Here is a 13,161-nt window from a genome sequence, read left to right as displayed (position 1 = left end):
CCTCTCGTCGCCTTGAAGGTTACCTTGAGGTACTCAGTTACCAATGCATACTATCGGACGATCCACACATCGTCACAGGAGGCAGACATGAAGATCACCGTCATCGGAGCGACCGGCATGGTCGGTCAGCGCGTCGTCGCGGAGGCGCTCTCCCGCGGTCACGAGGTCGTCGCCGGCTCGCGTCGCGGCACCCCCGTCGACGGGGCGCAGGCCCTGACCGTCGACCTCTCCGACACCGACGCCATCGCCGCCCGGATGGCTGCGAGCGACGCGACCGTCCTCTCGGTGCCCCCGGCGCGGGACGGCAGCAGCCACGAGCCGACGCTCGCCGCGCACCGCGCGCTCATCGAGGCCCGTCCCCAGGGTCGCCTCCTGGTCGTCGGCGGGGCCGGCGCCCTCCAGGCCGGGGACACGCAGCTGCGCGGCACCCCGGGCTTCCCGGCGGAGTACAAGGCCGAGGCCGACACCTTCGCCGCCGTGCTCGACCTCTATCGCGCGGCCGAGGGGCTGGACTGGACGATGCTCGCCCCGGCGCCGATGATCGCGCCCGGCGAGCGGACCGGACGCTACAGCGTCGAGCTCGACGTGCCCGCCGGCGACCAGGTCAGCGCCGAGGACTTCGCGGTGGCCCTTGTCGACGAGCTCGAGCGGCCCGCCCACCGCGGCGTCCGCTTCACCGTCGCGAACTGACGTCCGCCGACGCCGACCGCGACGGGTCGAGCGGCCTGCCCGGGCGGGGCCGGCCGGACCGACCGGACCTCCGCCCGGGCGAGGCCCGGCGGTCCCGGCCACCCTGTCAGGGGGCTCGCCTATGGTGGCGGGACCGACGATTCGAGGGGGCTGCGCCTGATGCGTTCCGGCATCGACACCACCGGCATGGACACGACGATCCGCCCGCAGGACGACCTGTTCGGGTACGTCAACGGGGGGTGGGTCGCCTCGACGCCGATCCCCGACGACAAGGGCCGGTACGGCACCTTCGACATGCTGCGCGACCAGGCGCAGGAGCACGTGCGGGCGCTCATCGAGCGGGCTGCCGCGGTGGTCGAGGAGGGTGGCCGGTCCGCCGCGGGGGCGCAAGCGGCCGACCCGGAGGTGGCGGCCGCGCAGGAGAAGGTCGGGGCGCTGTTCACCTCGTTCACGGACACCGAGCGCATCGAGGCGGCCGGGCTCGAGCCCGTTCGGGCCGACCTCGCGGCCGTCGACGCGATCGACTCGGCCACCGAGCTGTTCGCCACGCAGGGGCGCCTCATGCGGGCGGGGGTCTCGGGTGCGCTCGCCGCCTACGTGGCGCCCGACAAGCGGGCCTCCGACTCCTACGTCGTGTACCTCTACCAGGCCGGCCTCGGCCTGCCCGACGAGGCCTACTACCGCGAGGACCAGCACGCGGCCACGCGCGCGGCCTACGTCGCCCACGTCGAGCGGATGTTCGCGCTCGCCGGCCTCGACGACGCGGCCGGGCAGGCCGCGGCCGTCGTGGCGCTCGAGACGCGGCTCGCCCGGTCCCACTGGGACCGCGTAGCCTCCCGCGACGCGGTGAAGACATACACCAAGCTCACGCGGGCGGAGCTGACCGACCTCGCGCCCCCCATCGACCTCGACGCGTGGGCGGACGCCCTCGGCGCCCCGGCCGGCGCCCTCGACCCGGCGGTCGTCGTCCAGCCGAGCTACCTCGAGGGCCTGTCGGCCGCGGTCGAGCACGAGCCGCTCGACGCCTGGCGGTCGTGGCTGCGGTGGCACGTCCTCTCCTCCCGGGCGCCCTATCTGCCCGAGACCTTCGTCGAGGAGGACTTCGACTTCTTCGGCCGCACCCTCACCGGCACGCCGCAGAACCGCGAGCGCTGGCGCCGCGGCATCGGACTCGTCGACATGCTCCTCGGCGAAGCGGCCGGCCGGCTGTACGTGGCCGAGCACTTCTCCCCGGAGAGCAAGGAGCGGATGCTCACGCTCGTCGACAACCTCATCGCCGCGTATCGGCAGGACATCTCGGAGCTGGCGTGGATGGGGGAGCAGACGCGGGCCAAGGCGCTCGACAAGCTCGGCGCCTTCACCCCGAAGATCGGCTACCCCGACGAGTGGCGCGACTACTCGGCCTACGAGCTCGACGCCGCCGACCTCGTCGGCAACGTCGCCCGGGGGTTCGCCTTCGAGACCGACCGGGAGTTCGCCAAGCTGGGCGGCCCCATCGACCGCGGCGAGTGGCACATGAGCCCGCAGACGGTCAACGCGTACTACAACCCGACGATGAACGAGATCGTCTTCCCCGCCGCCATTCTCCAGCCGCCGTTCTTCGACGCGGACGCCGACGACGCGGTGAACTACGGCGCGATCGGGTCGGTCATCGGTCACGAGATCGGGCACGGCTTCGACGACCAGGGCAGCCGCTACGACGGCGCGGGCAACCTCGCCGAGTGGTGGACCGACGACGACCGCGAACGGTTCGACGCCCTTTCCGGGGCCCTCATCGCGCAGTACTCCGCGCTGTCCCCGCGCGAGCTGCCGGGCGAGAAGGTCAACGGCGAGCTCACCGTCGGCGAGAACATCGGCGACCTGGGGGGCGTGACCATCGCCCATCTCGCCTACCGGATCTCGCTCGACGGGGCGACGCCGCCCGTGCTCGACGGCCTGAGCGGCGACCAGCGCTTCTTCGCCGGCTGGGCCCAGGCGTGGCGCGGGGCGGCCCGGCCCGAGGAGGCGCGCCGCCTCCTCGCCCTCGACCCGCACTCGCCCATGGACCTGCGCGCGAACATCGTCCGCAACCTCGTCGAGTTCCACGAGGCGTTCGAGGTCGCACCGGGCGACGGGTTGTGGCTGGCCGAGGAGGACCGCGTCCGCATCTGGTGACCGGCGGGCTCGCCGGCGGTGGCCCGTCGGTGCGGCTCGCCGGTCCTCGGATCGGCGCGGACCCCGCCGCCGGGCCGCCGCGTGCCCGAGGGTCAGTCGGCGGCGCGCGCCCCGGTGATCCGGTGCACCGAGAACGCCTGGGGGCTGGTGCGGCCGTCGACGGTCCCGTGCACCCGGCCGCCGTCCACGCGCTCGGGGTGCAGCAGCAGGCGCGTCGTGCCGCCCGACCCGTCGGCGACCCCGATCCACACGTTGGTGCGGTCGGCGATCGCCTCCCGGACGAGGGCGAGGGTCACCGCTGGATCGCAGGCCGGCACCGAGGGGCCGACGCGTCCCGCGGCCTCGCGGTCGGCGCCGGCGCGGGCCTCGTCACCGGCGCGCAGGGCGGAGACGAGGGTCGCCGCGTCCTGCGTGTCGAAGGTCGCCGTCGACGTCGCCCGTGGGGGCCGTCGGCGCGGCACGGCCCGCCGGTGGTCGACCGCCGTGAGCACGAGGCCGCCGTCGGCGCCCTCGACGACGGGGGTGAAGCCCTGCCCGCGCAGGGCGTCCACGAGCGCGGTCGGCGAGACCCCGGTGACGAGGACCGTCGGGGCCAGCCGCCGCAGCCGCAGAGGGGCGAGCTCGGCCCGCGCGGCCATGGCGTCGAGGGTCGCGGGGTCGTCGCTGCGCACGTACGCCGAGACGGCTCCCACCCGCGCCTGCCCGTGGCGCCGCGCGACGTCGGAGACGAGGTACTCGACCGGCTGGGGCAGCGGGCCGGTCGACGCGTCGCGCAGCGCGTCGAGGACGTCGTCGGCCGACCACCCGGCGTCGAGGCACCGACGGACCCCCTCGGGGGTCAGCCGGTGGACGGTGGCGCCGCCGCGGGACTCGACGTCGGCGACGAGCCGCAGGAACGCCGCGAGCGCCCCCTCGAGACGGCCGGGCGCGACGACGGTGAGGTCGGCCTGCACGAGCACCGACTCGACCGGGGCCGGGATGTGGGCGTCCACGGCCGCGGCGATGCGCTCCGGCGGCGCCCCCTCGAGCAGCGCCCGACCTGCCTCCGTGAGCGCGCCGCGCCCGGAGACGCCGATGATCTCGGCCTCGGTGAGCACGGCCCGCACAGCGTCCGCGACGTGCCCGGACGTGCGCAGCGGTCGGCGCCACGCGAACCGGGCGAGGACGTCGTCGGCGCGCAGCGACCGGCCGGGCGGCAGGTCGGCCAGCTCGGCGAGGACGTCGCGGCGCAGCGTACGGATCGCCGGCCAGGTCGTCTCCTCCGACAGGGCGTTGATCGACGACGTCGCGCCGCGGCCGGCCGGCGGCCGGGTGCCGACGAGGTGCGGGGCCCGCGTGGAGGTGAGCCAGGCGCGGGCCAGCGTCGCCCATCGCGCCGCGGCAGGGTGTCGCTGCCACTCGTCGTACTCGGGCGTCGGCGCCCAGACGGGGTCGAGCTCGCCGTCGTCGTCGACGAGCCCCGCGGCGTGGGCGACCTCGAGCACGAGCGCCGCGTGCGCGGGCGTGATCTCCAGCGACGCGGCGAGCCGCCGCAGGTCGAGCGCGGCGAGCCCGCCGCTGCGCAGGACGCGCGGCGGACGCGGACCCCAGGAGCCCGCGATCTCGTCGACCTGCTCGAGCAACAGCGAGGCCTGACCGGCCCCGGCCGCGGCCACCGCCTCCGGGGCGACGTCGCGGCCCGCTCCCGCCGGTGGTTCGGTCTCGAAGGCCGCATGGCTGCGTCCCCCGCGCAGATCCAGGGCGATCTCGCGGGGGAGGAGCACCGCGCCGTCCTGGCCGCCGTCGCGCCGCAGGAGACCGTGGGCGACGAGCTGTTCCGCGAGGCCGCCGAGCGGACCCGCGGGATCGAGCTGCCCGACGGGCGGGCCCCACGTCAGCCGGTCGAGCAGCGCCCGCGCCTCGGGCTCGCGCTCCCCGAGCGCCGCGAGCCGCTCCGCCGCCCCGGTCGTGCGCGTCGCGCCGGCCCCGCCGGCCCCGCCGGCCCCGTCGCGTCCGACCAGGGAGGTCGGTTCGCCCGGCGCGAGCCCGGCGACGTGCGGGCCGAGCACCTCGGCGGCGGTGCGGACCACGTGCCAGTGCTCGCCGCGCCACAGCAGGGCGAGCTCCCACAACCGGTCGAGGTAGGGGCCCAGGCGCCGCGGTCCGACCCCGAGCAGGGCGGCCGCGGCGGCGGGGTCGACGGCGTCGGTGCCGGTGACGAGCAGGGCCTCGAGGACCTGCAGGTGCGCGCGGTCGAGGGAGTCGAGGCAGCGCTGCACGCTCGGCCTGGTCGCGGCCCGGGCCCCGAGCGCGCCGACGTCGGCCGGCGCCGGGCGGGCGAGGTCGGGGCGGGCGGTCAGCAGGTCGCCGAGCTGGTCGTCGCGGCGGGTGCGGAGGTCGTCCGCGAGGCTGCGGACGGTTCGACGTCGCGTGGGCACCCGATCAACGGTACGCCGCGACCCGAGGTCGGGTCCCCTCCGCGGGCGACGGGACCCCGCCTCGGCCGCGGCGGCCGGTCAGGTGCCGCCGCGACGCCGGCTGGGTCCGCCGCGATGCCGGCCGGGTCCGGCCGAGGTCGACGTCGTCGCCCGATCCGGTTGTCGGGGGCGCGTCCGGCCCGCAGGATGGGACGCGTCCCACGTCGTCCCTGCAACGCCGCACGGAGGTCCCGCCATGACCGCGCCCGAGAACCCGACCCCCTCGCTCGACGCGGGCCCGACGGAGCCCGCCCTGCTCGAGGAGACGATCGGGGCGAACCTCGAGCGCACCGTGGCCGCCCATGGGGATCGGGAGGCGCTCGTCGACGTCCCGAGTGGTCGCCGCTGGACCTACCGGGAGTTCGACGCCGACGTCGACGCCCTCGCCCGCGGCCTCATGGCGCGCGGCGTGGACGCCGGCGACCGCGTCGGCATCTGGGCGCCGAACTGCCCCGAGTGGACCCTCCTGCAGTACGCCACGGCGAAGATCGGCGCGATCCTCGTCAACGTCAACCCGGCCTACCGGAGCCACGAGCTCGCCTACGTCGTCACCCAGTCGGGCATGTCGACGCTCGTGTCCGCGACGCGGCACAAGAGCAGCGACTACCGGGCCATGGTCGAGGACGTGCGGGAGCAGTGCCCGGACCTGCACGACGTCGTCTACGTGGGCGACCCGAGCTGGGACGAGGTCGTCGCGGCGGGCGCGGGCGTGAGCGCCGCGGAACTGGCGGACCGCTCCGCCTCCCTGACACCGGGCGACCCGATCAACATCCAGTACACCTCCGGCACGACGGGCTTCCCCAAGGGCGCCACCCTCAGCCACCGCAACATCCTCAACAACGGCTACTTCGTCGGCGAGCTCGTCGGGTACGGCCCGACCGACCGGGTGTGCATCCCCGTGCCCTTCTACCACTGCTTCGGCATGATCATGGGCAACCTCGCGTGCACCTCCCACGGCTCCGCCATGGTCATCTCCGCGCCCTCGTTCCACCCCGCGCTCACCCTCGAGGCCGTCGTGGCCGAACGCTGCACGAGCCTGTACGGCGTCCCGACGATGTTCATCGCCGAGCTGGGGCTGCCCGACTTCGACACCTACGACCTGTCGACCCTGCGCACCGGGATCATGGCGGGCTCGCCGTGCCCCGTCGAGGTGATGAAGCAGGTGGTCGCGCGCATGAACATGGGCGAGGTCGCGATCTGCTACGGCATGACCGAGACCTCGCCGGTGTCGACGATGACCCGGACCGACGACGACCTGCGGCGGCGCACCGAGACGGTCGGGCGCGTCATGCCGCACCTGCAGGTCCAGGTCGTCGACCCGGTGACGGGCGAGCCGACCCCCCGCGGGCGCGCCGGAGAGCTGTGCACCCGCGGCTACTCGGTGATGATCGGGTACTGGGAGGACGAGGACAAGACGGCCGAGGCCATCGACGCGGAGGGCTGGATGCACACCGGCGACCTCGCGACGATGGACGACGACGGCTACTGCGCGATCGTCGGCCGCATCAAGGACATGGTCATCCGCGGCGGGGAGAACGTGTACCCGCGCGAGATCGAGGAGTTCCTCTACGGCCACCCCAGCGTGGCCGACGTGCAGGTCATCGGGGTCCCCGACGAGAAGTACGGTGAAGAGCTCATGGCGTGGATCATCCTGCGCGACGGTGCCGACGAGGTCGACGCCGACGCGATCCGGGAGTTCTGCGCCGGTCGTCTCGCGCACTACAAGATCCCGCGCTACGTCCACGTGACGACGTCGTTCCCCATGACGGTGACGGGCAAGATCCGCAAGGTCGAGATGCGCGCGCAGGCGCTCGAGCTCCTCGGCCTGCCGCCCGCGGCCGGCGCACGAGCCCGGTGACGGCCCCGATCCCGACGCCCCCCACCCACGACCTCGCCCCGATCCACGACACACCCCGACTCACGACACACCCCCGGAGGACCCCTGTGAGCCACGCCGAGACCGACGACACGACCCAGGAGCGGCTCCCCGGGGCCAGCGGGACGGAGTGGACGATCCGTCACGGCGACCACGTCGCGACCGTCGTCCAGGTCGGGGGCGCGCTGCGGCGGTACGACGTCGGCGGACGGCCCGTCATCTCGGGGTTCGCCGAGGGCGAGGCGAGCCCCGCCTTCCGCGGCAAGCTGCTCGTGCCCTGGCCGAACCGCATCGGCGACGGCGAGTACACCTTCGAGGGCACGACGCGTCTGCTGGCGCACACCGAGCCCGAGCGGCACAACGCCCTCGGCGGACTCGCGTGCTGGCTGCCGTTCACGGCGGTGCACCTGGCCGAGGACGAGGTGACCCTGCGCCTCGACCTCCTCCCGCAGCCGGGCTGGGACTGGATCCTGCGCATCGACGTCACGTACACCCTCGGCGCGTCCGGCCTCACCGTGACGACGCGCGCGACCAACCTGTCCCAGACCCCCGCGCCGTTCGGCTTCGGCGCCCACCCGTACGTGACGGCGGGGGAGGAGCGGGTCGACGACCTCGTCCTCGTCGCGCCGGCCCGCTCCCGGCTCGTCGTCGACGACCGGCTCGTGGCCGGCCGCGCGGCGGACGGCGGGCCGCAGATCGTGCCCGTCGACCCGAGCAACGACTTCCGCGGGGACGACCCGGTGGGCGACCGCGACGTCGACCTCGCCTACACCGATCTCGACACCGGCGCCGACGGTCGCTGGACCGTGGAGCTGCGCGGGCCGGAGCGCACGACCCGCGTCTGGGCCGACGCCGCCACCTTCCCGTGGCTGCAGATCTACTCCGGCGGCACGCTGCTCGAGCCGGCCCGGCGGCGCACGGGGGTCGCCGTGGAGCCGATGACGTGCCCGCCGGGCGCGTTCGACTCCGGCCGCGACCTGATCGTCCTGCAGCCGGGCCAGGCGTGGAGCGGCACGTTCGGCATCGACCCGACGCCCTGAGCCGGGCGTGCGCGGCCCCCGCCCGTGCGCGGGACGAAACGCGCGTGCCCGGGTGTTGTGCCACCGGATAGCCTGGTGAGGACGGCGCAGGCCCGTCCGCCGACGGCGGACTCGGCGCGCCGCCCACGACGAACGATGACGGCGGCCGCCTCGAGCGGCGGGGAAGGTGTGCGCAGGTGCCCACTGGCAAGGTGAAGTGGTACGACGCGGAGAAGGGCTTCGGGTTCCTCTCCGACGACGCGGGAGGCGACGTGTTCCTGCACGCCAACGCGCTGCCCGCGGGCGTGGCCACGCTCAAGGCCGGCACCAAGGTCGAGTTCGGCGTGGCGCAGGGGCGCCGCGGCGCCCAGGCGATGCAGGTCAGCGTGCTCGACCGCGCCCCGTCCATCGCCGCGGCCCAGCACGCCAAGCACCGCAAGCCCACCGACGAGATGGTCGTCATCGTCGAGGACCTCATCACGCTCCTCGACGGCGTCTCGACGCAGCTGCGTCGCGGCCACTACCCCGACCCCAAGGTCGCCGGCAAGGTCGCGGCGGTGCTGCGGGCCGTGGCCTCCGACCTCGACGGAGCCTGACGATGCCCACCCTGAAGAAGGACCTCACCCTCGCCGACGCGGTCGACGCGGCCCGGGCGGCCGCGCTCGAGATCGCCGAGCCCGGCACGGTCGGCGACCACCTCGGCGTCGTCATGGAGGGCGAGCGCGTCGCGACGCACTCGTTCCGGTGCACGGCGCGGGCCTACCGCGGCTGGCGCTGGGCCGTCACCGTCTCCCGGGCGCCGCGCTCGCGCGCCGTCACGGTGAGCGAGACGCACCTGCTGCCCACCGACGACTCCGTGCTCTCGCCGGAGTGGCTTCCCTACACCCAGCGCCTCCGACCGGGCGACGTCGGGGCGGGCGACGTCCTGCCCTACGAGGAGGACGACGCGCTCCTCGAGCCCGGTTTCGAGGCCACGGGCGACGAGGACGTCGACGCGATGGCGCAGTGGGAGCTCGGCCTCGGCCGCACCCGCGTGCTCTCCGCGGAGGGTCGCGACGTCGCCGCCCAGCGCTGGTACGACGGGGACGCCGGCCCCCACGCCGACGTCGCCCAGCAGGCCGCGGCCCCGTGCTCCACGTGCGGGTACTTCCTGCCGCTGTCGGGTGCGCTGCGCGCCGTCTTCGGCGTGTGCGCAAACGGATGGTCGCCGTCCGACGGCAAGGTCGTCAGCCTCGACCACGGGTGCGGCGCGCACAGCGAGACCGACGTGCCCCCGCGCCCGGAGGTCGTCCTCGAGCCGCTCCTCGACGACCTCGCCTACGACGTCGTCCCGGGCTGAGCCGGACCGCCCGACGTCGCCGCCCACGCGATTCTGCGCGCGCGGCGGCGGGACGCCGGGCGCGCATGTCGCCTCGGGGCGAGCGCCCGCTGTCCGCCGTTCGGGCGCCCCTCGGGCCGCCGCGCGGCCCCCTCTAGGCTTCCGCCCATGAGCAGCGCGCCCCCCCTTACCACCACCCGCGCCGACGGTCGCAGCGGCGTCGACCGCTTCTTCTCCATCAGCCGGCGCGGTTCGACGATCGGCCGCGAGATCCGCGGCGGCGTCGCGACCTTCTTCACGATGGCGTACATCGTCGTCCTCAACCCCCTGATCATCGGCACCGTGCAGGACGGCACGGGCCGGTTCCTCGGCGGCGGCACCGAGCCGGACCTCGCCCTCGTCGCCTCCGGCACGGCGCTCGTCGCGGGCGTCATGACGATCCTCATGGGGCTCGTCGCGAACTTCCCGCTCGCGCTCGCGACCGGGCTCGGGCTCAACGCGTTCGTCGCGTTCGGCATTGCCAGCCTGCCGCGGATGACGTGGGCCGACGCGATGGGGCTCGTCGTCCTCGAGGGCATCATCATCCTGCTGCTCGTGCTCACCGGCTTCCGCCAGGCCGTGTTCCACGCGATCCCCGCCCAGCTCAAGACGGCGATCAGCGTCGGCATCGGCCTGTTCATCACGCTCATCGGGCTCTTCGACGCGGGCATCGTGCGCAAGGCGCCGGCCACGCCCGTGCAGCTCGGCCCGGGCGGCTTCCTCGCCGGGTGGCCCAGCCTCGTCTTCGTCATCGTCCTGCTCGCGATCATCGTCATGATGGTCAAGCGCGTCAGCGGCGCCATCCTCTACGGCATCGTCGGGGGCACGATCCTCGCGATCGTCGTCGAGGCGATCGTGGGGGTCGGCAGCCAGACCGACGCGACCGGAAAGGTCGTCAACCCCACGGGGTGGGGCCTGAACGTCCCGGCCCTGCCGAGCGACATCATCGACCCGCCCGACTTCGGACTCGTCGGGCAGTTCAGCCTGCTCGGGTCGTTCGAGAAGATCGGCATCGTCTCCGCCGCGCTGCTCGTCTTCACGCTCATGCTCGCCGACTTCTTCGACACGATGGGCACCATGGTCGCCATCGGCGCGGAGGCCGACCTGCTCGACGATGAAGGCAACCCGCCCCGCACCCAGCGCATCCTCGTCGTCGACTCCCTCGCCGCGGCGGCCGGCGGCGCCGCGAGCGTGTCGAGCAACACGGCCTACATCGAGTCGGCCTCCGGGGTGGGCGAGGGCGCCCGGACCGGGTTCGCCTCCGTGGTCACCGGCATCCTGTTCCTGCTCGCGACGTTCCTCGCCCCGCTCGTCGCGATCGTCCCGTACGAGGCGGCCACCCCGGCGCTCGTCATCGTCGGGTTCCTCATGATGCAGCAGGTCACGGGCATCGACTGGCACGACATGGACATCGCCATCCCGGCGTTCCTCACCATCGTGCTCATGCCGTTCACGTACTCCATCACGGCCGGCATCGGCGCGGGCTTCGTCACGTACGTCGTCATCCGCATCGCCCGCGGCCGCGCCCGCGAGCTGCACCCGCTCATGTGGCTCATCGCGGTGCTCTTCGTCGTGTACTTCGCGATCGACCCGATCAAGTCGTTCCTCGGCGCCGCCTGAGCGTCCGGGCCGCCTCTGTCGCCTCCGTCGCCCCCGTCGCCTCCCCGGCGGCGGGGGCGTCGTCGTGCGGCCCGCGGAATGCTGAGCTAAGCTACGGAGTTGAGCTAAGCACCCGCCGAGTCGACCCCCTGGAGTCACCGTGGCCACGCCGCCGGACGCGCCCACCCCCACCGCGACCGGCTCGCGCGTCGGCGACGTCGGCGGCACCGACAGCACCGGCGGTACCGACAGCACCGGCGAGGTCGACGTCGCGGCCCTGGCCGCCGAGGTGCGCCTCGCGTGCATGCGGATCAGCCGGCGCGTGCGCTTCGAGCAGTCCGGTCGGCCGGGCGCCCCCGACGCGCTCGCACCCCACCGGTTCAGCGTCCTCGCCCGGCTCGAGTCGGGGCCCCTGCCCGTCACGCGCCTCGCCGAGACCGAGCGCGTCAGCGGCCCGAGCATGACGCGCACCGTCGGTTCCCTCGTCGACGCCGGCCTCGCGCAGCGGCTCGAGAACGCCCTCGACCGGCGTCAGGTCGTCGTCGCGATCACGGAGGCGGGGCGCGCCGCCGTCGCCGACGTGCGCGCCCGGCGCGACCTGTGGATGGGCGCGCGGCTCGCCGGCCTCTGCGAGCGCGAGATCGCCCTCCTCGCCGCGGCGGCCCCGGTGTTGTCGAAGGTGGCCGACGCGTGAGCCCCACCTTCCGGTCGTTCGTCGAGCGCAACTACCGCCTGTTCTTCGTCGGGGCGCTCGTCAACAACGTCGGCACGTGGATGGGGCGCACCGCCCAGGGCTGGCTCGTGCTCACCGAGCTGACCGACCACTCCGCGGCGGCCCTCGGCATCTGCACCGCCCTGCAGTTCCTGCCCGCGGTGCTCTTCGCCCCCGTCTCCGGTGGGATCGCCGACCGTTTCCCGAAGCGGCGGGTGCTCACGGCGACCCAGGGCGCGATGGCCATCATCCAGCTGACGACGGCCGTGCTCGTGCTCACGGGCACCGCGACGCTGCCGCTCGTCTACGCGCTGACCTTCGCGCTCGGGTCGGCGGCCGCGATCGACACCCCGGCCCGGCAGGGGTTCGTCTCCGAGGTCGTCGGGCCCGACCTGCTCACCAACGCGGTCGGCCTCAACAGCGCGAACTTCAACATGGCGCGACTCATCGGGCCGGCCGTCGCCGGGGTTCTCATCGCGCTCGTCGGCACCGGGGGCGTGTTCCTCGTCGACGCGGCGAGCTTCGTCGCGATCATCGCCTGCCTGTGGGCGATGGACGCGCGGACCCTGCGGCCGGCGCCCCTGCGCCGCGGCGGCGGTGGCGCGCGGGAGGGGCTCGCCTACGTGCTCGCCCGGCCCGACGTCCTGCTCGTGTTCGCCATCGTCTTCGTCCACGGCACGTTCGCGATGAACTTCCAGATGACGACGGCGCTCATGGCGACGACGGTCTTCCACCAGGGGCCGGGGGAGTTCGGTCTGCTCGGGTCGATCATGGCCGTGGGGTCGCTCGCCGCCGCCCTGCTCGTCGCCCGCCGGGAGCGGGCGCGCCTGCGTGTCGTCGTCGGCGGACTCGCCGCGTTCGTGCTCGCCTCGACCGCGGCGGCCTTCGCCCCGTCCTACTGGACCTTCGCCGCCCTGCTCGTGCCCGTCGGGCTCACCGCGATGACGATCATGCCGACGGCCAACTCGATGGTGCAGCTCGCCGTCGCGCCGGAGATGCGCGGCCGCGTCATGGCCCTGTACTTCGCGATCTTCATGGGTGGCACGCCGCTCGGGGCGCCGCTCATCGGGTGGGTCGGCGAGAACTGGGGGGCCCGGGCGACGATCCTCGTGGGCTCGGTCGCCGACGCGTTGCTGCTGGTGGGCGTGCTCGTCTATCTCGTGGTCTACCGGGGTCTGCGGGTGCGCTACCGTCGGGCGCGTACGCCGCACCTGCTCGTGAGCGGGCCGCCGCCCACACCGTTGCCGGAGGTGACGCGATGACCCCGAGGACCCGCCGCCTCATCGTCCTCGTCGCGC

10 protein-coding genes are annotated in these 13,161 nt (G+C 74.3%); 9 read left to right on the top strand and 1 reads right to left on the bottom strand.

Going from position 1 to position 13,161, the window contains the following annotated elements:
* Window positions 1-87: 87 nt before the first annotated feature.
* Window positions 88-690, top strand: coding sequence for an NAD(P)-dependent oxidoreductase (locus ICW24_RS13685; protein ID WP_226346281.1), 603 nt, complete (start codon window positions 88-90; stop codon window positions 688-690).
* Window positions 691-849: 159 nt separating this feature from the next.
* On the top strand, window positions 850-2,844 hold the full coding sequence (locus ICW24_RS13680) for a M13 family metallopeptidase (protein WP_307781346.1): 1,995 nt from the start codon (window positions 850-852) through the stop codon (window positions 2,842-2,844).
* A 92-nt stretch (window positions 2,845-2,936) separates the two neighbouring features.
* Here ICW24_RS13680 and ICW24_RS13675 read toward each other — a convergent pair whose 3' ends face one another.
* Window positions 2,937-5,261 (bottom strand): helicase-associated domain-containing protein, encoded by a 2,325-nt coding sequence (locus ICW24_RS13675; protein WP_226346280.1) that lies wholly within the window; start codon window positions 5,259-5,261, stop codon window positions 2,937-2,939.
* Between the two features lie 235 nt (window positions 5,262-5,496).
* Between ICW24_RS13675 and ICW24_RS13670 the strand changes: the two genes are divergently transcribed.
* The 7 genes from ICW24_RS13670 (at window position 5,497) to ICW24_RS13640 (ending at window position 13,125) form a co-directional block, all read left to right on the top strand.
* Window positions 5,497-7,158 (top strand): AMP-binding protein, encoded by a 1,662-nt coding sequence (locus ICW24_RS13670; RefSeq protein WP_226346279.1) that lies wholly within the window; start codon window positions 5,497-5,499, stop codon window positions 7,156-7,158.
* 86 nt (window positions 7,159-7,244) lie between these two features.
* Window positions 7,245-8,216: an aldose 1-epimerase family protein gene (locus ICW24_RS13665; RefSeq protein WP_226346278.1), complete on the top strand. Its 972-nt coding sequence runs from the start codon at window positions 7,245-7,247 to the stop codon at window positions 8,214-8,216.
* A 176-nt stretch (window positions 8,217-8,392) separates the two neighbouring features.
* The gene (locus ICW24_RS13660; RefSeq protein ID WP_226346277.1) at window positions 8,393-8,791 is read left to right on the top strand and encodes a cold-shock protein; all 399 of its coding nucleotides are present in this window, start codon (window positions 8,393-8,395) and stop codon (window positions 8,789-8,791) included.
* A gap of 2 nt (window positions 8,792-8,793) precedes the next feature.
* Window positions 8,794-9,534, top strand: a complete 741-nt coding sequence (locus tag ICW24_RS13655) for a DUF3027 domain-containing protein (RefSeq protein ID WP_226346276.1) — start codon at window positions 8,794-8,796, stop codon at window positions 9,532-9,534.
* Between the two features lie 147 nt (window positions 9,535-9,681).
* The gene (locus ICW24_RS13650) at window positions 9,682-11,172 is read left to right on the top strand and encodes an NCS2 family permease (RefSeq protein ID WP_226346275.1); all 1,491 of its coding nucleotides are present in this window, start codon (window positions 9,682-9,684) and stop codon (window positions 11,170-11,172) included.
* 139 nt (window positions 11,173-11,311) lie between these two features.
* Entirely contained in the window at window positions 11,312-11,845 is a 534-nt protein-coding gene (locus ICW24_RS13645) for a MarR family winged helix-turn-helix transcriptional regulator (RefSeq protein WP_226346274.1), read from the top strand.
* Complete coding sequence (locus tag ICW24_RS13640; protein ID WP_226346273.1) at window positions 11,842-13,125, top strand: MFS transporter; 1,284 nt, start codon at window positions 11,842-11,844, stop codon at window positions 13,123-13,125. Before ICW24_RS13645 ends, ICW24_RS13640 begins: the two co-directional genes overlap by 4 nt.
* The last annotated feature ends 36 nt before the right edge of the window (window positions 13,126-13,161 follow it).

The organism is Agilicoccus flavus (genome assembly GCF_014857905.1).
In the GTDB taxonomy this organism is placed as follows: Bacteria; Actinomycetota; Actinomycetes; order Actinomycetales; family Dermatophilaceae; genus Agilicoccus; species Agilicoccus flavus.
Note: the sequence above shows the minus strand (reverse complement) of the source record. Positions and strands in the feature narration are given on the sequence as shown.

Excerpts from the sequence above, each read along its gene's own strand:
- ICW24_RS13680 (WP_307781346.1), top strand. The coding sequence starts at position 850 with ATGCGTTCCGGCATCGACACCACCGGCATGGACACGACGATCCGCCCG.
- ICW24_RS13670 (WP_226346279.1), top strand. The coding sequence starts at position 5,497 with ATGACCGCGCCCGAGAACCCGACCCCCTCGCTCGACGCGGGCCCGACG.
- ICW24_RS13655 (WP_226346276.1), top strand. The coding sequence starts at position 8,794 with ATGCCCACCCTGAAGAAGGACCTCACCCTCGCCGACGCGGTCGACGCG.
- ICW24_RS13650 (WP_226346275.1), top strand. The coding sequence starts at position 9,682 with ATGAGCAGCGCGCCCCCCCTTACCACCACCCGCGCCGACGGTCGCAGC.
- ICW24_RS13685 (WP_226346281.1), top strand. The coding sequence starts at position 88 with ATGAAGATCACCGTCATCGGAGCGACCGGCATGGTCGGTCAGCGCGTC.